The 22,432-nt window shown below is 63.7% G+C and carries 20 protein-coding genes; all 20 read left to right on the top strand.

The features are described from left to right. Positions 1 to 1,055 precede the first annotated feature (1,055 nt). The 20 genes from CXY81_RS01710 (at position 1,056) to wecB (ending at position 22,429) form a co-directional block, all read left to right on the top strand. Positions 1,056 to 2,390: a sensor histidine kinase gene (locus tag CXY81_RS01710; protein ID WP_104193775.1), complete on the top strand. Its 1,335-nt coding sequence runs from the start codon at positions 1,056 to 1,058 to the stop codon at positions 2,388 to 2,390. Next, the gene (locus tag CXY81_RS01705; protein ID WP_104193774.1) at positions 2,387 to 3,727 is read left to right on the top strand and encodes a hypothetical protein; all 1,341 of its coding nucleotides are present in this window, start codon (positions 2,387 to 2,389) and stop codon (positions 3,725 to 3,727) included. Before CXY81_RS01710 ends, CXY81_RS01705 begins: the two co-directional genes overlap by 4 nt. A 92-nt stretch (positions 3,728 to 3,819) precedes the next feature. Continuing rightward, positions 3,820 to 4,449 (top strand): thymidine kinase, encoded by a 630-nt coding sequence (locus CXY81_RS01700; protein ID WP_104193773.1) that lies wholly within the window; start codon positions 3,820 to 3,822, stop codon positions 4,447 to 4,449. A gap of 256 nt (positions 4,450 to 4,705) precedes the next feature. Beyond that, complete coding sequence (locus CXY81_RS01695; protein ID WP_104099815.1) at positions 4,706 to 5,359, top strand: response regulator transcription factor; 654 nt, start codon at positions 4,706 to 4,708, stop codon at positions 5,357 to 5,359. Continuing rightward, the gene (locus CXY81_RS01690; protein WP_104193772.1) at positions 5,356 to 7,701 is read left to right on the top strand and encodes a sensor histidine kinase; all 2,346 of its coding nucleotides are present in this window, start codon (positions 5,356 to 5,358) and stop codon (positions 7,699 to 7,701) included. The genes CXY81_RS01695 and CXY81_RS01690 overlap by 4 nt, the downstream gene beginning before the upstream one ends. Before the next feature lie 134 nt (positions 7,702 to 7,835). Next, entirely contained in the window at positions 7,836 to 9,278 is a 1,443-nt protein-coding gene (locus CXY81_RS01685; RefSeq protein ID WP_104170750.1) for a polysaccharide biosynthesis tyrosine autokinase, read from the top strand. Then, the gene (locus CXY81_RS01680) at positions 9,278 to 9,883 is read left to right on the top strand and encodes a low molecular weight phosphatase family protein (protein WP_104193771.1); all 606 of its coding nucleotides are present in this window, start codon (positions 9,278 to 9,280) and stop codon (positions 9,881 to 9,883) included. Before CXY81_RS01685 ends, CXY81_RS01680 begins: the two co-directional genes overlap by 1 nt. A gap of 50 nt (positions 9,884 to 9,933) precedes the next feature. Then, positions 9,934 to 10,869, top strand: coding sequence for a hypothetical protein (locus tag CXY81_RS01675; RefSeq protein ID WP_104193770.1), 936 nt, complete (start codon positions 9,934 to 9,936; stop codon positions 10,867 to 10,869). Further along, positions 10,860 to 12,713, top strand: coding sequence for a nucleoside-diphosphate sugar epimerase/dehydratase (locus CXY81_RS01670; protein ID WP_233193920.1), 1,854 nt, complete (start codon positions 10,860 to 10,862; stop codon positions 12,711 to 12,713). The genes CXY81_RS01675 and CXY81_RS01670 overlap by 10 nt, the downstream gene beginning before the upstream one ends. Further along, complete coding sequence (locus CXY81_RS01665) at positions 12,710 to 13,849, top strand: DegT/DnrJ/EryC1/StrS aminotransferase family protein (protein ID WP_104193768.1); 1,140 nt, start codon at positions 12,710 to 12,712, stop codon at positions 13,847 to 13,849. The genes CXY81_RS01670 and CXY81_RS01665 overlap by 4 nt, the downstream gene beginning before the upstream one ends. Next, positions 13,846 to 14,496 (top strand): sugar transferase, encoded by a 651-nt coding sequence (locus CXY81_RS01660; RefSeq protein WP_104193767.1) that lies wholly within the window; start codon positions 13,846 to 13,848, stop codon positions 14,494 to 14,496. Before CXY81_RS01665 ends, CXY81_RS01660 begins: the two co-directional genes overlap by 4 nt. Before the next feature lie 74 nt (positions 14,497 to 14,570). Then, on the top strand, positions 14,571 to 14,804 hold the full coding sequence (locus CXY81_RS01655; RefSeq protein ID WP_104193766.1) for an acyl carrier protein: 234 nt from the start codon (positions 14,571 to 14,573) through the stop codon (positions 14,802 to 14,804). Then, a complete protein-coding gene (locus tag CXY81_RS01650) occupies positions 14,801 to 15,565 on the top strand; it encodes an SDR family NAD(P)-dependent oxidoreductase (protein WP_104193765.1) in 765 nt (254 codons plus the stop codon). Before CXY81_RS01655 ends, CXY81_RS01650 begins: the two co-directional genes overlap by 4 nt. Beyond that, the gene (locus CXY81_RS01645; RefSeq protein WP_104193764.1) at positions 15,562 to 16,206 is read left to right on the top strand and encodes an acetyltransferase; all 645 of its coding nucleotides are present in this window, start codon (positions 15,562 to 15,564) and stop codon (positions 16,204 to 16,206) included. The genes CXY81_RS01650 and CXY81_RS01645 overlap by 4 nt, the downstream gene beginning before the upstream one ends. Beyond that, a complete protein-coding gene (locus tag CXY81_RS01640; RefSeq protein ID WP_104193763.1) occupies positions 16,203 to 16,883 on the top strand; it encodes a 3-oxoacyl-ACP synthase III family protein in 681 nt (226 codons plus the stop codon). Before CXY81_RS01645 ends, CXY81_RS01640 begins: the two co-directional genes overlap by 4 nt. Further along, positions 16,880 to 17,887: a 3-oxoacyl-ACP synthase III family protein gene (locus tag CXY81_RS01635; RefSeq protein ID WP_104193776.1), complete on the top strand. Its 1,008-nt coding sequence runs from the start codon at positions 16,880 to 16,882 to the stop codon at positions 17,885 to 17,887. The genes CXY81_RS01640 and CXY81_RS01635 overlap by 4 nt, the downstream gene beginning before the upstream one ends. Then, positions 17,881 to 19,146: a glycosyltransferase family 4 protein gene (locus CXY81_RS01630; protein WP_104193762.1), complete on the top strand. Its 1,266-nt coding sequence runs from the start codon at positions 17,881 to 17,883 to the stop codon at positions 19,144 to 19,146. Before CXY81_RS01635 ends, CXY81_RS01630 begins: the two co-directional genes overlap by 7 nt. Further along, on the top strand, positions 19,143 to 20,198 hold the full coding sequence (locus CXY81_RS01625) for a polysaccharide biosynthesis protein (protein WP_104193761.1): 1,056 nt from the start codon (positions 19,143 to 19,145) through the stop codon (positions 20,196 to 20,198). The genes CXY81_RS01630 and CXY81_RS01625 overlap by 4 nt, the downstream gene beginning before the upstream one ends. Further along, complete coding sequence (locus CXY81_RS01620) at positions 20,199 to 21,302, top strand: NAD-dependent epimerase/dehydratase family protein (protein WP_104193760.1); 1,104 nt, start codon at positions 20,199 to 20,201, stop codon at positions 21,300 to 21,302. It begins immediately after the preceding gene. Further along, positions 21,299 to 22,429 carry a non-hydrolyzing UDP-N-acetylglucosamine 2-epimerase gene (wecB, locus tag CXY81_RS01615; RefSeq protein WP_104193759.1) on the top strand — a complete coding sequence of 377 codons (1,131 nt, stop codon included), beginning with the start codon at positions 21,299 to 21,301 and terminating at the stop codon, positions 22,427 to 22,429. Before CXY81_RS01620 ends, wecB begins: the two co-directional genes overlap by 4 nt. Positions 22,430 to 22,432: the final 3 nt, after the last annotated feature.

Raw genomic sequence — 22,432 nt, 5'->3', positions numbered from 1 at the left:
GTGTTTGTGTTTCTCGTGTTCCATTTGTCTATCCAATCCTGAATTCAGGAGGACTGTCCGGAAACACCGGGTCACCCCAGGGCGCGTCAACCGGCGTGTCGCGAATTTCTCCGAAGTTAGCTCACACTGCTGCCCCGAACGGATGCCGCGCCGCCGCATCCGTCACGCCCGTCGCTGGCTCGCCCAAGAGCCTCGACACCCGGCCCGTGGTGGGGCTAACTCAGGAGATCTCGCCCGAGTCGCGGCCGAGTGTCGGCTACTTTGGCACTGCTTCGCGCCCGTGGTCGGGCCGCCGGCTGGGATCTCCTGAGTTAGCCACATCCGATGCCGGTGACCGCGGTCGCTGCGCCCTGCTCCTGCTCCAGGAGGGCCGATACTGGTGCGGGGAGGCCCCTGCACCGGTGCCACGGTACTTTTTCGTCTTCGCCGTGGGTCCGTACCCGAGCCGTACTCTGCATAGCTCCTGCAGATTCTCAGAAAACGGGTCAAAACGGGTCGAAACGGGCCGAAACGGGCCGGAATCGGCCTATTTTGGCCAAATTGCAGGAGCTGTGCGTGTCCGGGGGTGGGAAGAGGCGGGGACGGGTGGCCAACTCAGGAGATCCCGGCGGGGTCGTGGCCGAGTCGCGGCGACTTCGGCACTGATCCGTGCCCGCGCCGTGGCCAGCGACTGGGATCTCCTGAGTTAGCCACAACCGGGCGCAGGGGATGGCAGGGAGGGGCGCGGAATGGCAGGGAAGGCACGTCAGCGGGCGCGGAGGGCCGGAAGGAGCACAAACGTGCGGGCCACGGCCGCCATTCCGCAGGGTGGCCAGGGCAGAGCCGCCGGGGCAGCAGCGCCACCCGACCGCGGGCGACGGATGCCCCGCCGCCCCGCGCGACCCCAGCCGAACGAATTCGACGGAGATCTTGCACGATGATTGCGCAAAAGGGCCCCGTGGCCACGTTATTGTGCACAATCTCCGTCGAATTCGATCTGGGCGAAGCGGATTACCCGGGGCAGCGCGGAAGCGCCCTCGCGGAATGAGAGAATCAACCGAACAGAGAGGGTTGCCATGACGCTTGGACTCCCGGACCACCTGGTCAAGAGGGCCCTCAGCCATGCCCTCGCGCGGGCTGCACACTGGTTTGCGCTGACCTGCCTGGTCGCCTCTCTCGCCGCCATCCTCCTCCTCAGTTTGTCCACAACCTCAGCCACAGCCACAGCCACAGCCACAGCCACAACCACCACAACAGCCGCAACGCTCGCCACCACACCCACCGAAACCCTCGCCACCATCGTCGCCCTCCTCCTCATGGCCGCCGTGCTGATCGCCCTCTCCCTGCGCCGCACCGTCGCCCTGACGATCGCCTACCTCGTGACCGGCACCGTCGCCACCTACCTCTACACGATTACCGTGCTCGGCATCCCCGCCCTGTTCCCGAGCTCGAACGTCTTCCTCGTCACCCTGCCGAAACTGGCCCTGGTCATGATCGGCGGCGCCGGAGTCTCCGCCCGCGCCGGCGTGCTTTGGAGCACCACCGCCTTCGTCCTGGCCGAAGCCGTCACGGTGTACGCCGCCACGCAAACCGAGGTGCCCTACGGCGCGGACGTCTTCACCATCTCGACCTATCTCTTCCTCGTCAGCGTGCTGCTGCTCACGGTCTTCGTGCGCCGCGAGTGGTCCGTTCAGATCGCCCTGCACCGGGCCATGCAGACCGACCAGACCCGCCTGCTGCGCCACGAGCTCGACCTGCGCACCCTCGCCCTGGGTCAGGACACCACCCTCCAGCAGCTCGTCGCCCTCGCCCGCGCGCATCCCGGGCCGCTCAGCGCCAACCTGGCCGGCAGCATCCGTGACACCCTGCAGACCCTGCGCGGCACCGACTGGCTCACCGACGCCGATGCGCTGAGCGTCGAACCGCACGGGGGCACGGATGCCTGGCTCACCAGCGCGGTCTACGCCGCCATCGAGCGCAGTCGCGATCGTGGCCTCGTGGTCGAAGTCACGGGAGCCCGCGCCGCCCTCGGCCGCCTGAGCCCGGCCAGCGACCGCGAGCTGAGCCTGGCGGTGCAGCAGTGCCTCGTGAACGTGATCCTGCACTCCGGCATCGTCGCCGCCGAGGTCGTGATCGAGTCCGAGCCGAGCAGCATTTCACTTATGGTCATGGATGCTGGGCGCGGCTTCACGGAATCGGAGACCGGCGCCGACCGTCTCGGCCTGCGCCAGGCGGTGCGCCGCCGGATCGAACGCCTGGGTGGCTCGGTGAGCATCCTCACCCGGCCGGGCGCCGGCACCTCGGTCATGCTGAGCGTGCCCGTGGCGATCGAGGAACCCGGCGGGCACGCCGAGCCGACCGAACAGCCCGAACAAACAGAAACCCCAGACCCCGAGCGGGTGTCCCAGTGACACCCACGAACGCAACCTCGCCATCAGGCAGCGCCGCGGCCACGGCCGCAGCCGCAGCCGCACAGCAGAACCACACCCCCGTCCCCACGCCTCACACCAAGCCGCACGCCTTCACCCAGCAGCGCCTCGACCCGCTCGGCGCCCTCGCGGTCTGGACGATCGTGCCCGGCATTGCCCTGGCCGTGTTCGGCTACGCGGTGGTGACCACGGTGCTGCAGGCTGACGAGATCCGGCACCCGTTCCTGGCCGTGCTCGCGCTCGTCGCCACCGCAGCGGCGTCCGCCGCGCTCGTGTCGGCCGTACGACCGTCGCGGTCCCCGGTGCGCCAGACGTCGCTGCTGCTGATCGTCAGCCTCGGCCTGGCCGCCCACCTGCTCGACCAGGCCGCCCGCTGGGGCAGCAACTCCCTGGTGCAAGACGACTTCGGCCCGATCACCCTCGGCTTCCTGCTCGTGGCCCTCGCCCCCTTCCGCCCCTGGCGTGAACTGGCGCTGACCGCGGTGCTCGCCTCCGTCGTCGTGGCCGCGGTCACACTGCCGCAGGAACCGTTCCGCTCGGTGCGGGTGCCGTCGGGCGTCTTCGTGGTCGTCGCGGTCACCCAGGTGCTCGCACTCGGCCTCGCCGCCGCCGCGTATTCCCGCCGCATCGTGCGTCAACTGCTGGCCTGGCAAACGGATGCCCGCCGCGCCATCGCCCGTCGCACCGAAGAATCCCGCGGCAGCGTGGTGCGCCAGGTGGTCGAGCAGCAGCTCGCCACCCTGCAGCCCGGTGTCTTCCCCCTCTTCGACGGCGTGCTCGAACGCGGCGAGGTGACCAAGGCCGACATCAATCGCGCGAACGAGCTCGCCGCCGGGGTTCGCCGGGCGATCGTGGCGCACATCGACGAGACCTGGCTCGACGCCGTCATCGCCCGCGAACGCACGGCGCTCCTCGAGCGCGGCAAGGATCCACTGCTCGTCGTGGCCGACCCCGAGCACCGGGCGGCGCACTTCGGCACGCAGCAGCGCGCGGCCACCTCGGCCCTGATCAGCATGCTCTGCCTGGCCCCCGGCTTCGACCCGCGCAGCCTCGTGGTGCAGGCCGACACCGAGCCCGACTCCGAGCCCGACACCCAGGTCGACCCGCCGAGCGACCGCCAGCAGCGGCACTCCGGCATCGACACGTTCTCGATCCGGGTGGCGCTCGACCTCCCGCCGCGCCGGGTGCGCGCCCTGCTGCGCTCCTACACGGCGGTGCTGCGGGTGGTGTTCCCGTGGGTGCGGGTGAGCATCCGTCGCCCCGGGCTGACGCTGGAATTCGGCGACAAGCGCCCCCACCCGATTCCACCAGTACGCTGAGCTAGGCGCACTCAGCGCCACGACACGCAGCGCGGCATGACGCAGCGCAGCAGAGCGGCACGAGCGCGACCAGCCGAGGGGGCGACCACGCAATGGCGAAACTGTATTTCCGCTACGGAGCCATGAACAGCGGCAAGAGCACCTCGATGCTCCAGGCCGCCTACAACTATGAGGAACGCGGCCACCAGGTGCTGTTGACCAAACCGTCGGTCGACACCAAGGGCGACCGGGGCATCCTCTCCCGGCTCGGCGTCACCCGGGCCGTGGACTACCTGCTCACCCCCGAGACGGATGCCTACGCCCTCTTCCACGAGCACCGCACCCGGGTGCTCGCCGAGACCGGCCTCGACGTGAGCTCCCTGCTGGTGGACGAGGCGCAATTCCTCACCGAGCAGCAGGTGGACGATCTGCTGCGCATCGCGATCCTCGAGAACATTCCGGTGCTGGCCTACGGCATCCGCACCGATTTTCAGACGGTGGCCTTTCCGGGCAGTCGGCGCCTGCTCGAGGTGGCTCACAGCCTCGAAGAGCTGAAGACCATCTGCCGGTGTGGGCGCAAGGCCGTGTTCAACGGGCGCCAGATCGACGGGGTCTTCGTCTTCGACGGCGACCAGGTGGCCATCGACGGCGCCGAGGTGACCTACGAGTCGCTGTGCGGATCGTGCTACCTCGAGGAGAGCAATGGTGTGCTGAACAACCGCAGCCGGCCCGCGTCCACATGAACACCCGCGCCCGCATGATTGCTGGCGCCCGCAGGGCAAACAGAGTGCCGGGTGAGAAGGGGCGCTCGAACGACTTCGGGATCGCGAGCGCCCCACCAACCCCCCGGTTGGTTTTCCCCATGCCTAAACGTAGGGGCCGCTTTCCGGTCTGACCAGCCGTTACTTCTTGTGGCACCAGAACAGGGGCCACCCCGCACGTCGTTGAACCCTGCTCGAGACCCCGGCAGGCACCGCCCCGAGAATCCAAGGAACGCCGATGTCCCGCTTTCGCGTAGCCCTGATCGATGACCACGAGATCGTTGCCCGCGGATTCGCCGGCCTCTTCGCCACGATCCCCGAGATCGAGGTGGTGGCCACGGTCGCGACCGTGACCGAGCTGCTCGAGTCCGCCGTGCAGCAGACGCCCGTCGACCTGGTCATCCTGGATCTGCGGCTCTCCGACGGGTCCACCGCCACCGGCAACGTCGACCGGCTGCGCGGGGCGGGCGCGGCGGTGCTTGCGTTCACCGGTGGCGACGACGCCGCTCTGATGCGGGCCGCGGCGCGCAGCGGCGTGCTGGGTGTGGTGCGCAAGTCCGAGCCGACCGCGGTGCTGCTCGACGCCGTCACCCGGGCGGCGGCGGGGGAGACCGTGGTCTCCACCGAGTGGGCCGCGGCCCTCGACGGCGATCCCGACCTCTCCGACGCGGGCCTGAGCGTGCGCGAGTGCGAGGTGCTCTCGCTCTACGCTGCGGGCGCGAAGGCACCGCTGGTGGCCTCGCGGATGGGACTCTCCGAGGCCACGGTGATCGACTACATCCGTCGGGTGCGCTCGAAATATGAGCGGGTCGGCCGCCCGGCGAACACCAAGATCGACCTCTACAAGCGGGCACTGGAAGACGGCCTCCTGCCCATCCCCGGCCAGCCGTGACCGGGCCGCCCCGGCCAACCCGGCCAACCGGGCCGCTCCGGCCAACCCGGCCGCAGTCCTCGACCGAGCGCCTCGCCCGCCTGCTCTACGCCGCGCTCGGGCCCACCGCCCTCGTCTTCGGTCTGCTCTGCCTGGGCACCGTGCTCGAGCAGGCCTGGGAGCTGCAGCGGTCCTGGTCGGTGGCGGCGTGGCTGCTGATCTTCGGGCTGCCGATGCTGCTCGCCGTGCTCTCCCGCCGGGTGTCGTTGCGCGTGCTGCGGGTGATCGCGCTCGCCGAGGGGGCCCTTTTTGTGGTGCTGCTGATGTTCTGGCTGACCGTGCGGGCGGAGCCGCTGCCGGCGGGCGCGGACATCCCCTGGGCGATCACCCTCACCGGTGTGCCTGTGATGGCCGTGGCGGTGACCACCCGCGACCGCACGGCCTGGGCCTACCTGGTGCTGGTCTGCACGATGAGCGGGCTGCTGCGTGCGGCCACCTCGACTGACCCCTACCCGGTGCTGGTCGGTGTGGAAGACGGCCTCTACTCGTTCCTGCTGCTGAGCATGCTCGTGGGACTGACCACCATGGCGCGCCGCAGCGCCGGCAAGGTCGACCAGGCGGCCACGTTCGCCCGCGTGCAACTCGTCGGCCGCGCCGACCGCCTCGCCCGCAAACGCGAGCGGCTCACCATCGACGCCCTGGTGCACGACAGCGTCATCTCGACCCTGCTGATGGCCGGACGCGGCGGCACCCCGGTGCCGGTGCTGAGCCGGCACGCGGCCGACACCCTGGTGCGGCTCGACGCCCTGCGCGCCCCGCTACCCGACCCGAGCATGCCCGGCCCACAGGTGACCCGGCGCCTCCAGCAGCTGGTGGAAGAGCTGGCACCGGATGCCCAGATCACCTCCAACCTGCCCGGCACCCTCACGGTGCCCGCGCTCGCCGTGACCGCCCTGCTCGGTGCCGTCGGCGAGGCGCTCCGCAACTCGGTCGCCGCCGACGTGCGGGAGCCCGTGCGGAGCCCGGTGGCCCGCACCCTTACCGTGCGCAGCTACCAGGGCGGCATCCGGGTGGCCGTGCACGACGACGGCGTCGGCTTCGACCCGGCAAGGGTGCCGGCCGAGCGCCTGGGCATCGCGCAGAGCATCATCGGCCGCATGGAGCGCCTCTCCGGCGGTGCCGCCGCCGTGCGCTCCCGCCCCGGCGCCGGCACCGAGGTGGTGGTCTCCTGGACGCCCGCCCCTGCAGCCCCTTCAGCCCCCGCGCCGCCGGTCCCGGCCCTCTCGACCGCACCCCCTACCCCGCCGCGACCCGCCACGCAGCTGAAGGGCGTGACCCGGTTGCCGAGGGCCCTGTCCACGTCCATCCTCGTGGGATTCATTGCCGTGCATGCCGTTCTCGCCTTCGCGGACGGTGAACCCCTGTGGACCCTGCCCTACGAGATCCTCGGGTTCGTGGCGGTGTCTGCGGCGGCCGCCTGGCTCACCCTCGTCGTGCCTGACCCGGTGTCGCCTCGCAACGCCGTCATGGTGCTCGCGCTGTGCGGGCTGTCCGCCGTGGCCACGGCATTCCCGGTGCCGCCGGTCGGGTCGACCCCGTTCGCCCACTGGTACCTCGGCGCCATCACCATGATGTTGGTCGTGCTGGCGGTGCGCGGCCGGCCCGGATTCGCCTGGTACGGCTACGGCATGATCATGGTCATCTCGATCGCCTGGGCGCTGCTCAACGGCCTGACGCTGCTCGACGGGGTGAACCTGGCCATCCGTCACGCCGGCACCCTGCTCGCCGGAACCCTGTTCGCCGTGGGTCTGAAGCGCTCCACCCAGACCCTGGCCGGGCTGAACCGGGAGCGGGCCCGCAGCGGCGCCGCGGCGGCCACGGCGGCGGCGGCCCTCGAGGAGCGCGAGACCCAGCTGACCCGGGTGAATACGCTGGCCCGGCCCACCCTCGAGCGCCTCGCAAATTTGCTGCAAGGCGACGCCCTGCAGATCAACCCCCTGCAGATCGACGCGCTTCAGATTGAACCGACCCTGCGGACGGAAAGCCTGCTCGTGGAGGCCACCCTGCGCGACGCCATCCGGGGCCGCTCGCTCTTCGTCGAGCCGGTGATCAGTGCGGCTCGCGCCGCCCGCATCCGGGGCGTCGACGTGACCCTGCTCGACGACAGTGCCGACCGGCCGCCCCGGCAGCTGGCCGCCGCGGCCGTCATCGTGGCCGCCCAGCTCGACGCCCTCACCCACGGTCACCTGATCGCCCGTCTACTGCCCGCCGACCGCCCCACGATCGCTTCGATCGTGGTCGACGCCGGCGAGCCACGGATGCTGACGGTCACCCCCGACGGACTCCTCCAGCCATCTTTGTAGCACTCCATCTAAAAACCGAGAGAACTTCACACCCCCCATGGGGGGTGGCCCTTTACTCCTATGTGCAAAGATAGCCAAGGGGATAAAGCAACTCGAGCGGTTCCTCTCTGCCTAGTACTACCGGAGGAACGCGCGTGGAGCTCAAGGACTACCTCAGGATCTTTCATAAAAGTTGGATCCTGATTCTCGCTTGCACCCTCTTCGGAATCGCCGGCGCGGCCGGTGCGGCCATCGCGACCACCCCGAAGTACATCGCCAACACCCAGCTCTACGTCGCCGTGCAGGCCTCCGCCGGCGCTGTGACCGGAGACCTGGTTCAGGGAACCAGCTTTGCCCGGCAGGCCGTCACGTCGTACGTCGACGTCGTCAACAGTGCCATCGTGCTCGACGAGGTCATCAAGCAACTAAACCTCGACCTGACCGCCGCGCAGCTCGCCTCCACAATCACCTCCACGTCACCCCTCAACACCGTTCTGATTGATGTCTCGGTCACGAACAGCGATCCGGAGCTCGCCGCGCAGATCGCCAACTCCGTCGGGCAAAACTTCAGCAAGGTCGTCGTCGACCGCCTTGAGAAGCCCGATGGCGACGCAGCCAGCCCCGTGAAGATCGAAACGATCCAGCCGGCGATCGTGCCGACCACGCCGGCCAGCCCCAACGTGCCGTTGAACATCGCCCTCGGCCTTCTGGTGGGTCTCGCGGTCGGCATCGGGCTCGCTGTGCTGCGCAGCGTGCTCGACACCCGCATCCACAGCCTGCACGACATCGAGCTGGTCACCGACTCACCGATGCTCGGCGGCATCACCAACGACCCCGGCGCGAGCCTTCGCCCCCTGGTCGTGCACACCGACCCGAAGAACCCGCGGGCCGAGGCATTCCGCAGCCTGCGCACCAACCTGCAGTTCGTGAACATCGAGGGTGGCCCGCGCAGCTTCGTGGTCACCAGTTCGGTGCCCGGTGAGGGAAAGAGCACGACCACGGCGAACCTCGCAATCGCCCTCGCCGAGACCGGCGCCCGGGTTGCGTTGATCGACGGGGACCTGCGCCTGCCACGCGTGGCGGAATACATGGGCATCGAGGGCGGCGTCGGCCTTACCGACGTGCTCATCGGTCGCGCCGAGCTCGCGGACGTTCTGCAGAAGTGGGGTAAGAACAAGCTGTTCGTTCTGCCCAGCGGCCGCGTTCCCCCGAACCCGAGCGAATTGCTCGGCTCCGCCGCCATGGCCCGCATGCTCGGCGCGCTCACCGAGGAGTTCGACGTGGTGCTGATCGACGCCCCGCCGCTGCTCCTGGTCACGGATGCCGCCGTGCTGAGCAAGCTCTGCGGCGGCGCCATCATGGTGGTGGCCTCCGGGCGCACGAAGCGCAATGAGCTGACCAGCGCCGTGAAGGCTCTGGAGCGCGCGGGGAGCCGCCTCGTCGGCATGGTCATCACCATGCTTCCCACCAGGGGGCCAGACTCCTACGGCTACGGCCAGTACAGCTACGGCACGATTCACGAGGAAGAGAAAGCCACTGTCGGTGCCGCAGCGCCTGCGGGGCGGGGCATCCGCAGGGCCCGACGGAGAACCGCGTGATGCAGACCTTCTCCATTCTCACGGTCTGCTCGGGCAACATCTGCCGCTCGCCGCTGGCCGAACAGCTCTTACGTGTCGGCCTGGCGTCGTGGCCGCAGGTGCAGCTGGCCAGTGCCGGAACAATCGGCCTGACCGGTCAGGGCATGCCAGCGCAAGCCGCCGACCTGTCGCGCCATTTCGGCGGTGACCCGAGTGCCCACGTGGCCCAAGAGCTGACCGCCGAGCACGTGCAGAACGCCGACCTGGTGTTCGCGATGTCCCGCGAACACCGACGCGCCATCGTCGAGCTTGTGCCACGTGCCATCCGTTACACGTTCACGATCCGCGAGTTCGCGCGTCTCGTTGCGGACCTCACCGATGACGACCTCGACGAGGCTGCCGCTCTGCCCCTCGATGACCTTGTTGGGCGCCTCTCCACTCTGATCGGGTTGGCCGCGTCTCAGCGTGGTGCCGTCGCCCCCCTGGTATCGGCCGATGACGATGACGTCGTTGACCCCTATCGCCGTAGTGACGAGGTCTATGTGGAGTCTGCCCAGCAGCTCGTGCCGGCCATCAACGCTGTCACTGCCCTGTTCCATAGAGCCGCAACGGTGCAGCCGAGCTAGTGAACGCCGTGGGAGGAAATAGGCCTAAGAGTCGCAAGAACCGCGACAGCGTGCTTCGCCGTCGCCTGCTCATTGCGGGTCTGGCCGTGTTCTTGCTGTTCGACGTTGCCCTGGTGTCCTTTGCACTCACCGCGTCGAAGCCTTCCGCCAATGCGGGCACGGCGGTCGGGCCTGTCGAGACCACGACGCCGACCGCAGAGCCCGCGGCAACGGAGCAGCCGGTGGTCGAGCCTGTTGAGCCCACGGCAATTGAATCTTCGACCCCTAGCCGTATCCTCACCGCCCTCGACGCGTCCACACTCTGGCGTGCCACGACCGGTGACTGCCCCGCCGCCACCGCGAACCCGGAGCTCTCCACCGACGCCGGTGAGACCTGGACAGCACTCGACGCTTCGGCCGACACCGATTCCTCCTCCATCCTGTCGATCACTATCTCCAGCGAATCCGAGGCCTCCATGGTCACGCTCACGGCCGCAGACTGCGCTCCGCAACGCGTGACCACCTTCGTGGCCGGCGCCCAGTGGCAGGAGTACCCCGATCGCGTCGGGACCAACTGGTACGTGGACCCGGCGGACCGGGCCACCGTGCACGGCCCCACCGGCACGTTCCCTGCTCCCTGCACGTCGGTTGTCGCGCTCGCACCCCGCACCGACACCACGGCGGCTGTGCTCTGTTCAGACGGCACCCTGTTTCGCACCGACGATGGTGCCGCAACCTTCGGGTCCGGGGTCGCTCTTCCCGGCGCCGCGAACCTGACCGTCAGCGACGACGGTTACATCATCGTGGCCACCGATCGGGCAGGCTGCGCGGGCGCACAGCTGCTCGCGACGCCCGAAGAGCTGGATGGGGTGCTCACCCCGAGCGGATGCCGGGAGACGGAAGTCACGCCGGGAGACCTGGCGGTGGCAAGCGCCGATGGATTTGTCTGGCTGTGGGCGGGGGACGAGATGAGTAAGTCGAGTGATGGGGGCACAACATGGCAATAAGCGACTTTGCAACGACGAGAATGCAGGAGCTGCACGGGTCCGTGCCGCTAGTGCGGTTCGGTACTCAGTTCGCGTTTGACGCGGGAGCTTGGGTTGTCGCCCTGTTCCTGGCCGAGATTCTTCGCTATGAGTTTGACCTGCAGCTGATTGACATCCGACCGCTGTTGGCTCTCTGTGCGGTCGCGTGCCTGGTGCAGTTTTTTGCCGGCGGTGCCAACCACCTTTACCAGGGGCGCCACATCTACGGGAGCTTTTCCGAGGTGCGGGCGCTGCTCGGGGTCGTTCTCGCGTCGACCGTCATCCTGGGCATCCCGGTTGCTGTCGCCGGCACGATGGTCGGCATTCCCCGCAGCACGGTTTTCATCGCACTTCCCATGGCCTTCGTCTTGATGGGCGGCGTGCGCTACGTCAAGCGTCTCCTGGTGGAACGGTCGGTCGTTCCCAAGGACGACATTCAGAAGGCCCTGATCTTTGGCGCCGGTTACATGGGCGCGTCAATCGCTCGGCGCATGACCACCGACCGCAACTCACCATTCCTGCCGGTGGGGATCATCGACGACGATCCGCGCAAGCGCACTCTCTGGCTTCATGACGTTCGCGTCGTCGGTTCTCGCGCCGACCTCTCCGCTGCAGCTCAGGAAACCGGAGCGACTGCGCTGGTCGTGGCCATTGCCAAGGCCGATGCAACTCTGCTGCGTGAGATTACCGATGCCGCCAAGGTCGCGCATCTCAAGGTGTTGGTTCTTCCTCCCCTCGAAGAACTGCTCAACGGCAAGTCACGCCTCAATGACCTTCGCGATATCTCGATCGAAGACTTGATTGGCCGTCACCCTGTTGACACCCACGTCGAGTCGATCGCGGGTTACCTCGCCGGCAAACGCGTGCTGGTCACGGGCGCGGGCGGTTCCATCGGTTCCGAACTGTGCCGTCAGATCACCAAATTCGGCCCGAGCGAACTGATCATGCTCGATCGCGATGAGACCGGTCTCCAGGGCACGCAAATCTCAATCCTCGGTCACGGCCTTCTCGACACGAAGGACGTGGTGCTTGCGGACATCCGGGATGCGGAGGCGCTGAAGACCATCTTTGCCGAGCGTCGACCCGAGGTGGTTTTCCACGCTGCTGCTCTCAAACACCTCCCGATGCTCGAGCAATACCCCGATGAGGCATGGAAGACCAATGTGCTCGGTACGCTGAACGTGCTCGAAGCCGCGCAGGCGGCCGGGGTGACCACGTTCGTGAACATTTCCACCGACAAAGCCGCGAACCCCACGAGCGTGCTCGGTCATTCCAAGCGCGTTGCCGAGAAGCTCACAGCGTGGGCCGCCCAAGAATCCGAGCGCGCGTACCTCTCGGTTCGCTTCGGCAATGTCATCGGCAGTCGTGGCTCGATGCTGCCCACGTTCACCACCCTTATCGAAGCCGGTGGACCGCTGACGATCACCCATCCTGACGTCACCCGCTTCTTCATGACCATCCCCGAGGCATGCCAGCTGGTGATTCAGGCCGGCGGTATCGGTGGTCCCGCGGAGGTGCTTATCCTCGACATGGGTGAGCCGGTCAGAATCCTGGACGTGGCCGAGCGAATGATCGGAATGTCGGGCAAGGATATCGAGATCGTCTACACCGGCCTGCGCCCGGGGGAGAAGCTGCACGAAGAACTCATCGGCGATCACGAAACGGACGCACGACCCATCCACCCGAAGATCACCCACGCCTCCATAGCCCCCATTCGCCCCGAGAACCTGAACAAACCGGGTTGGGATGAACGTTGCCGTCAAGATCCAACAAATCGGCCAGCCCAGGCCGAGCCCGCGCTGGCCGGAACAGGAATACCCCTATGAGTGAACGCATCTACATGTCTTCGCCCGATGTAGGCGCTATCGAAGAGCAGTACATGGTGGCCGCGATCAGGTCCGGCTGGATTGCACCTCTTGGACCCGACGTCAATGCCTTCGAGGGGGAGATGGCGGAGCGCATCGGTGTGGCACACGCTGTTGCCCTCAGCTCGGGTACGGCGGCCCTGCACCTTGGGCTGCTTGGGCTTGGAGTCGGGCCGGGCGACATTGTGCTCACGTCGACGATGACGTTCGCGGCGACTGCTAACGCAATCGTCTATACAGGGGCTGAACCGTTCTTCGTTGACTGCGAGATCCAGAGCGGAAATATGGATCCGGATCTCCTTCGTCAGGCTATTGGGCAGCTCCTCGGGAGTGGCGAGAAGGTTGCCGCAATTGTTCCGGTCGACCTGCTTGGTAAGGCGGTTAATTACACCAAGATCTGTGCAATTGCAGAGGAATTTGGCATTCCCGTTCTTGCCGACGCCGCCGAATCCCTTGGAGCCAGCCATATGGGCAAACCGGCGGGTTCTTTTGGTCATGCTTCGATCGTTTCCTTCAATGGAAACAAGATAATGACCACGTCCGGCGGTGGAATGCTACTTACAGACAACGTTGAATTAGCCTCCCGCACGCGCTATCTGGCTACGCAGGCCCGACAGCCGGTAACGCACTACGAGCACACCGAGATCGGATACAACTACCGGCTGAGTAATCTGCTGGCCGCTCTCGGCAGAGCGCAGCTGTCCCGTCTGGACGAGATGATCGCCCGACGCCGGGAAATGCGTGAACGCTATCGGGAGCTGTTCGCAGCCGTAGACGGCGTTGAGGTCTTTGGAGGCGACGCGGACGAGAGCGACAACTGTTGGCTCACATCAATCATCATCGACTCTTCGGTAACTCGATGGCCGTCCTCCGAGCTGAGCGCGGCCCTGCTGACAGACAATATCGAGACTCGCCCATTGTGGAAGCCCATGCACCTGCAACCCGTTTTCGCCGCTTCACGGGCTGCCGTGAACGGGAATTCTGAGCATCTATTCAGGACCGGTCTCACCCTGCCGAGCGGGTCTTCGTTGAATGGATCTGAAATAGAACGAGTGGAGTTGGCTTTAAGTCGTTTCCTGGGCGGGCGTGCACGATGAGCTCGTCTGAACGCACCTCCTATGACGTGGTGAAACGTGGATTGGACGGGCTTGTCGCCGTCGTCGGGCTGGTTGTGTGCTCTCCGGTACTGGCTACGATCGCACTCCTGGTTGCCGCGAAATTGGGTCGCCCCGTGTTGTTCGTGCAGGACCGACCGGGCCTGCACGGTCGTGTTTTCAAGTTGTACAAATTTCGTACTATGAAAAACGTCGATGTCGAGAGTGGGCTCGTTAGCGATGGTCAACGTCTCACGCCATTCGGGAAAGCGCTTCGAACGACAAGCTTGGACGAACTCCCCACCCTGGTGAATGTCCTCAAAGGCGATATGAGCATGGTCGGACCAAGACCGCTTCTCGTGCGGTACCTGAGTCGATATTCGCCCGAACAGGCTCGCCGACATGAAGTCAGGCCCGGAATCACCGGCCTCGCCCAAGCCAACGGGCGGAATGCGCTTACCTGGGACGAGAAATTCATCCTCGACGTTCAGTACGTAGACAGTCGAGGTTTTTCCGTTGATGCCAGCATTCTCCGTGATACGGCCAGTGCACTAGTCCGTCGCGATGGGATCAACGCTGATGGGCAGGCCACGATGAACGAGTTCCTTGGCCGAGCCTCGACACTGCCGGAGGATCGATCGGCGGAGTAGGAATCTCCGATCGGGTATTGCGGACCGGCTCTGGTCCGACCACAACATCACAAGAAAAAGAAGGAACTGGAATAATGGACCAAATTGAATTCATGCAGCTGATAGAAGACACACTCGAGGTTGGTCCTGGGACGCTAGCGGTGACAGATCGCCTCGACGAAATCGACTGGGATTCACTTGCCAATATCAGTTTCATCGCTGAGGTAGACAACCGTTTCGGGGTCAGTGTGGATTCAGAGCAGCTCGCAAAGAGCCTCACGATTGCGGATTTGTTCGACATGCTCAAGGTCGCGATCCGAGTCCAGTGACCTCTCCAGACTTCCTCAACCTCCACCAGAAGACGCTCCTGGTAACAGGCGCATCATCCGGGATCGGCCGCGAGGCGGCCCTTCTGGCGAGCCAGTACGGCGCGCGCATCGCCTTGCTTGCGAGGCGAGTGGACGATCTGGAAGACCTCGTTGGTCGTCTGCCCGGGGAGGGCCACATCATCGTCCCTTACGATCTGACAGACACCGACGGAATTCCCGAGATGGTCCGGTCAGTTGCCGATCGCCTGGGTGGGCTTGATGGGTTGGTTCACGCCGCCGGGCGTCACTTAACACTCCCTTTGAGGTCTGTGAGTTCATCCAACATCCATGAGCTTTTCGATATCAACGTGGCGGCTGCGATCATGCTGGCCAAGGGATTCAGACACAAGCAGGTCAGAAAGCCCTCAGCCAGTCTTGTCCTTCTTTCATCTGCTGTCGGGCTTGTTGGTCAGCCTGGCGTGAGCGTTTACTCCGCGACGAAAGGCGCCATCATCACGCTGACCAAGTCCTTGGCGCTCGAATTGGCGAGAGAGGACATACGTGTCAACTGCGTTTGTCCAGGTGTGGTTATGACTGCGATGACCCAGGGAATCCGCGACAGAATCGGAGAGGAAGGCTTCAAGGCTGTAACAGAAGCGCATCCTCTCGGATTGGGGCAAGCCTCGGATGTTGCGAACGCGATCCTCTTTCTTCTGTCTAGTTCATCTCGCTGGATAACAGGCACTGCGGTACCTGTTGATGGCGGGTATACCGCCCAATGATGAATCGACTGGTAATCGTAGGAGCAGGCGGTTTTGGTCGCGAAATGCACAGTTGGGTGAAGACATCCCCCCGATGGTGTCAGAGTTTTGCAATCGGAAGCGTCGTGTTCGTCGATGACGACGTACCCAAGGCCCCGGTTCGCGCGCCGATCATTTCCACCGTTCGCGACTACCGGCCCGCCGACGTAGACCTCGTGTTTTGCGCGATTGGGGCGCCCTCAGCTCGACGTGAAGTCTCGAAGCTGCTCTCACAGAGGGACGCGCGAATGGGCACGTTCGTGCATGATCGTGCAGTGCTGGGCGACAATGTCCAGCTGGGCCGAGGTTCCATCGTCTGCCCTGATGTCCTCATCACCTGCGACGTGCTTATTGGTGAAAACGTTCATATCAACATCGGGTCCACAATCGCCCATGACGTGATCATCGGCGACTTCGTTACCGTGAGCCCCGCGTGCAACCTGAATGGAAACGTCAAGATTGAAGATGGAGCCTTCCTGGGCACGGGCGTGACGGTCATTCCGGGAAAGTCCGTAGGCCAGAACTCTCTCATTGGAGCTGGAAGTCTCGTGCTGAAGAACATCCCGCCCCAGGTAACCGCCTTTGGGAATCCGTGCGTCATCGTTGGAAGGCGGTCCGCATGAGGGGGCGAATTAGCTCCGTTCATTGCCTTCGGGCTGGGTTCGGTCTTACGGCCGGGGCAGGAGGCGCCGGCGGATACACATCTGAACTGGCCGCGCAGGTCGCATCGGAGCTTTTTGCCATTAGCGACACCAAGCTGGCAGAAGTCGACTATCTGATTCTCTGCACCCAGACGCCGGATTACCGGCTCCCCACTACGGCGTGTCTCGTTCAGTCCCAAATCGGCCTGAGCTCGAGCGTCGGCGCCATTGACCTGGCTGGCGGCGTGCCCAGCTTTGTTTTCGCGCTGGCACTCGCTCAGGGCCTGATCTCGACGGATCAGGCACACAGAATCCTGATCATCACCGCCGATACTGACGCATCTTCGGGGTCTGCCAGTGCTGTTCTGGTCGCTGCCGACCCTGACCGTGAGGGTGTCGATGGATTCGCTTTCGGAAGCGAAGGTGATTCAGCAGCAAACCTCGACACTGTGCTGACAGCCAGCGGTCTGGATTGGGTAGCCCCTGAAGTCGTCCTCATCGCCCATCCGCGTGTGCAGAGACCGGACTACAGCTCATCGACTCTGCCAATCGCGCTTTCGGACGCTCTCGGTGAGGGACGGGTGAGCAGAGGGGACAAGCTTGTCTTGCTCGGAAGCGATGCTGCAGGATCCTGGGCGGGAGCGATGGTGACATGGTGAGCGCACGCATTGTGGCCGTCGACTACTACTTGCCCGCCGGCGAATTGACCAACGAGCACCTATCGATTCAGTTTCCTGAATGGACCGTTGACAAGATCGCTGCGAAGACGGGAATCCGGACGAGGCACATCGCGGATGCCGCCGAGTCTGAGGCAAGCATGGCCGTCATGGCCGCCCGAGCGCTGCTTGACAACAACGACATCGAGACCAGTTCCATTGATCTCGTTCTCCTGTGCACGCAGAGTTCCGACCTCTCGAGGTCTGCCGCAGCCACGGTTCAGCGGCAGCTCGGCCTCAGGTCGGGAATTGCTGCGATCGATATCAATCTGGGCTGTTCCGGGTACGTATATTCGCTGGGGCTTGCCAAAGGCTTGATTGAATCCGGAGTCGCAAAGAACGTCCTCCTGCTGACTACAGACACTTACAGCAGGTACGTCAACGCCGCCGACAAATCCGTGCGCACACTCTTCGGCGACGGCGCATCCGCGTCACTTGTTGCAGGCAGCGCGGCGGACACCCAGCACCTCTTCGCATTTGCCTACGGAACGGACGGTACTGGCGGAAACGCGCTGATCGTTCCAAATGGCGGCCATCGCCCGGGGCAGGACATCGCGCCCAATTCAACAGCGGTCAACCGGGGACTTGTTTCCAACGGTTTCGACCTGTTCATGGATGGCCCGGCCATCTTCAATTTCACCTTGAACGTTGTTCCGGGCACGGTGGATTCGATCCTGCGCAAGGCTCAACTGCGTCTTGACGAAGTTGACTTGTTCGTCTTCCACCAGGCAAACGCGTTCATGCTCCAGCATCTTCGCAAGAAGCTTGGGATCGCCCCAGAAAGGTTCTTCATCTCACTTGAGAATTCCGGCAACACAGTCTCGTCGACCATCCCGATCGCGCTTTCGGAAGCTCAGAAGCAAGGTGTGCTCCAGCCAGGGATGAAAGTCATGCTCTTGGGCTTCGGTGTCGGGCTGTCCTGGGGAGGGGCGATGGTCCAATGGTGATCGCTGACAGGTCTTTGAAGATAGTTATTGTCAGTCAGTACTACAAGCCAGAGCACGCCCGGATACCCGTGGAGCTTGCGCGGAGCCTGGCGGAGCGTGGGCACGAAGTCCGAGTTGTGACGGGTTACCCTAATTACCCTGAAGGTCGTCTTTACCCTGGCTATCGCCAGCGGCTGAGTCATCACGAATCCGACGGGGCAGTGCGCGTACGCCGGGTCCCGATCGTGGTAAGTCATTCGCAGAATGCACTCGCCCGATTTGCCAACTACGTCTCCTTCGCCGTCAGCTCGATCGGTGCAAGCCGGTTCGCCGCTGACGCCGATGTCGTCTATGTCTATGCCACTCAGATGACCGCCTCGCTGGCGCCGTGTCTGTGGCGTGCCACCCGAGGGACACCGTTCGTCCTCCACGTCCAGGATTTGTGGCCGGAGTCAGTGACCGGGTCATCGATGGTCTCGGGGAGCTTGGCGAAGCGGGTTGTCAATGGGTGTTTGCGCCCTTGGCTGGGCGCGGTGTACCGCAGCTCGGCGGCAGTCATCGGGACGGCGCCTACGATGGCACGCATGCTCCTTGATAGGGGTGTCGAGAGCCAGAAGGTACACACAGTCCTGAATTGGGCAGAGGAAAACGGCGCGCAGGAGCAGCCGCGTGGTCGGGCCCGTTCGGACAGTGGAGGCACTGGCCTCTCACTCGTCTATGCGGGGAATCTTGGCGAGTTCCAGGACCTGGACACAGTGGTCAGGGCTGGCGCAAAGATCACCGGGTTGGAGGGGTTCACGTTGACAATAGTTGGCTCGGGGATCGCTGAGGAGGGGCTTAAAAGCCTTGCACGGGATCTCGGGGCAACGAATGTCATTTTCCGTGGACGCGTGCCGCATGCAGGCATGGATGAGATCTATGCTGCCTCGGATTTTCAAGTGGTGCCCCTTCGAGATCTGGAAATATTCCGTGGAACGATTCCGTCTAAGTTTCAGGGAAGCCTCGCGAATGGGATCCCCGTAATAACGACCGTCGCGGGGGACGTCAGCACCATGGTCCGAACGCACGAGATCGGGTTTGCCAGTGGGCCAGGTGACGTGGATGCTTTGGCGGCGAGCTTCAGAAGCGCCTATGCATTGTCCCCTGCTAGCAGACGACTAATGGGCGAGCGGGCTCGCGCCTACTACATGACAGAGATGTCACGTGATGCCGGCGTCGAAAGAATCGAAGAGATTCTGAGAAGCACGGCCAAAATTCGGACGAAGAAGGTAAGGCATTGACAGATAGCACAAGCAACTATGAAGGCAGGCGGATTCTCGTCACGGGGGGTACAGGGTCTTTCGGTCACACTGTGACCGAAAGACTTTTGTCACGCGGTGCTGCGGAAGTGCGGATTCTGAGCCGTGATGAAGCGAAACAAGACCTCATGCGCAATGAGCTCGCTGACTCGCGGCTGCGGTTCTACGTGGGTGACATTCGGGACTACCTGAGCGTGGAGCGAGCCATACGTGATGTGGACTTCGTGTTCCATGCAGCGGCCCTCAAGCAGGTTCCATCTTGCGAGTTTTTCCCGATGGAGGCCGTTAAGACTAACGTTTTGGGCAGCGAGAATGTGGTGAGAGCCGCTGACCGGGCCGGAGTCAAATCTGTTGTTTGCCTCAGCACCGATAAGGCGGTCTACCCCGTCAACGCCATGGGTATGAGCAAGGCAATGATGGAGAAGGTCGCGCAGTCCTACGGTCTGAACAACCCCAATGCCGAAACGACCGTCTCGTGCGTGCGCTATGGCAATGTCATGTATTCGCGTGGATCGGTCATTCCGCTGTTCATACGGCAGCTCAAAGCGGGCAAGAACCTCACGGTCACGAACCCCGACATGACGCGGTTCATGATGTCACTCGCTGACTCGGTAGATCTCGTTGAGTACGCTTTTCATAACGCCCTGCAGGGAGATCTCTTCATTCGTAAGGCGGAGGCCTGCACAATGGGTGACCTGGCTCAGGCCCTCATCCTCCTGTTCCAGTCGTCAGCCCGAGTGGAAGTCATCGGAACCCGCCACGCGGAGAAGCTATCCGAGGCTCTCGCCAGCCGCGAGGAACTGGCTCGCGCCCAGGATATGGGGGACTATTTCCGCATTCATGCCGACAACCGTGATCTGAACTACAGCATCTATGTCGAGCAGGGCGACCTCGCCCAGGCGCAGTATGAAGACTACGACTCTCACACGGTGTCACGGATGAGTTTGCGTGAGGTTCAGGCACTTCTCTTGACTCTGCCCGGGGTGCGAGCGGAACTCTCCTCAGCGGGAATCCGCTTTGAACAGGTCGTTTAGATGGAGAATCACGTTGCGCTAACCGGGGCCCATGGCTTTCTCGGGTGGCACGTCCGCGCGGCTCTTGAAGAATCCGGTCGCGAAGCGGCGACAATTCCGGTGGGCGATACCTTCAATGTTGCTGAGGCCGCCTCGGCTATGTCTGGAACAACTCGCCTAATCCACCTTGCTGGCGTTAACCGTGGTTCTGATACCGAGGTGAGCGAAGAGAACAGACGATTCGCCAGTCAGCTCGCGCAGGCCCTCGTGCGGGCAGAAGTTCCCCCCACTGTTATCGTGTACGCGAATTCCTCGCAGGCAACTAACGGAAGCCTGTACGGGAACGCGAAGGCTGCGGCCGCGGACATCCTCCGGGCAGCGGCGGAGGAAGTGGGCTCGGACTTCCAAGACGTGCTGCTTCCGAACCTCTTCGGTGAACATGGGCGCCCGTTCTACAACGCTGTGACCGCGACGTTCAGCCATATGCTGAGTCAAGGTCAGACGCCGTCGGTGAATGTTGACAAAGAATTGACTCTTCTGCACGCGCAGGACGCTGCAGATTTACTCACAGGTGCTGTTGACGCAGGAGCCAGCCGAGAACTAGAAGTGCACGAGACAGTGTCCGGGCTGCTGGACCGCCTGATCACGATCGATGCGGTCTATCGTCGTGGTGAAATCCCTGATGTCGCCGCGGAATTTGACCGTGACCTTTTCAACACCTACCGTTCCTATACTTTTCCCGAGCATGCTCCCGTCCAGCTGACCCGCCATGCAGATGCGCGCGGTTCGTTCTTTGAGATAATCCGCTCACATGGCGGTTGCGGCCAGTCGTCTTTTTCGACCACGGAACCCGGAATCAGCCGGGGTGATCATTTTCACCGACGCAAGATCGAGCGGTTCACTGTTCTATCCGGCTCCGCCACGATTGCGCTGCGGAGGCTGTTCACCGAGGACGTTGTCGAATTCCAGGTGACAGGCGGTGCCCCGGTCGCGGTCGACATGCCCACGATGTGGTCACATAAAATTACGAACACGGGGGCGGATCTCCTCTACACGTCCTTCTGGACGAATGAAATATTCAACCCTCAAGCACCCGACACGATCGAAAAGGCTGTGCACAAATGAATCCGCGACTGAAAGTCTTGACAGTTGTTGGAACGAGACCCGAGATTATTCGTCTTGCGGCCACCATCAAACGACTCGACCGGTTCACTGACCACGTCCTGGTTCATACAGGGCAGAACTACGACTACGAACTCAATGAGGTCTTCTTCGAGGACCTTGGTCTCCGTCGGCCGGACCACTTCTTGGAAGCCGATACATCTTCATTGGGCAAGGTTCTCGGCTCTATCCTTGCCAAGACTGAGGAAGTGCTCCTGCTGGAGAAGCCCGATGCCATGCTCATACTGGGTGATACCAATAGCTGCATTTCGGCGCTTATGGCCAAGCGGATGAGAATTCCCGTATACCACATGGAGGCTGGAAATCGTTGCTTCGATGAAAACGTCCCCGAGGAAACCAATCGCCGACTCGTAGACCATATTTCTGACTATAACCTCGTCTACACCGAGCATGCTCGTCGAAATCTCCTGGCCGAAGGCATCCACCCGGCCCGGATTCTGCTCACCGGATCTCCGATGCGAGAGGTGCTCGACGGCAACGCAGCGGGCATTGCAGCCAGCGCCGTTGTGGAGCGGCAAAACTTAGTCGCGGGAGAGTACTTCCTGGTCAGTCTCCATCGAGAGGAGAACGTTGACGACCCCGCACGGCTGGAGTCCGTACTTGCGGCGCTGTCGGTGCTCCGTGAAACACACGGGGTCCCGGTCCTCGTGTCCACGCACCCACGGACACGGAAGAGACTGGAGAACGTTGCGGCGGAACTCAAGGACGGCTTGATCTTTCATCCTCCGTTTGGATTCAACGACTACATCAAACTCCAGATGGCTGCCAAACTCGTTCTTTCCGACAGCGGAACAATAAGCGAGGAATCCAGCATCCTCGGGTTTCCGGCGGTGACCCTTCGGGACTCCATCGAACGACCTGAGGCGTTGGACGCCGGCGCAATCATCACTTCCGGCGTCAATCAGGAATCGATTCTGGATTCCGTACAAATGGTTTTGGCGGAGTTGGGAAACCATCCGCCCACCGCGCAACCGAACGGTTACGAAGTGACGGATACCTCTCGACGAGCCGTCAATTTCATTCGTTCTACAGTGGCCACTCACAGCATTCGTGCGGGTGTCCGGAAATAATGG

Source organism: Cryobacterium sp. M25, assembly GCF_002929635.1.
Taxonomy (GTDB): Bacteria; Actinomycetota; Actinomycetes; order Actinomycetales; family Microbacteriaceae; genus Cryobacterium; species Cryobacterium sandaracinum.
The sequence above is the reverse complement of the archived record's forward strand: the minus strand, read 5'-3'. Positions and strand labels throughout refer to the sequence as shown.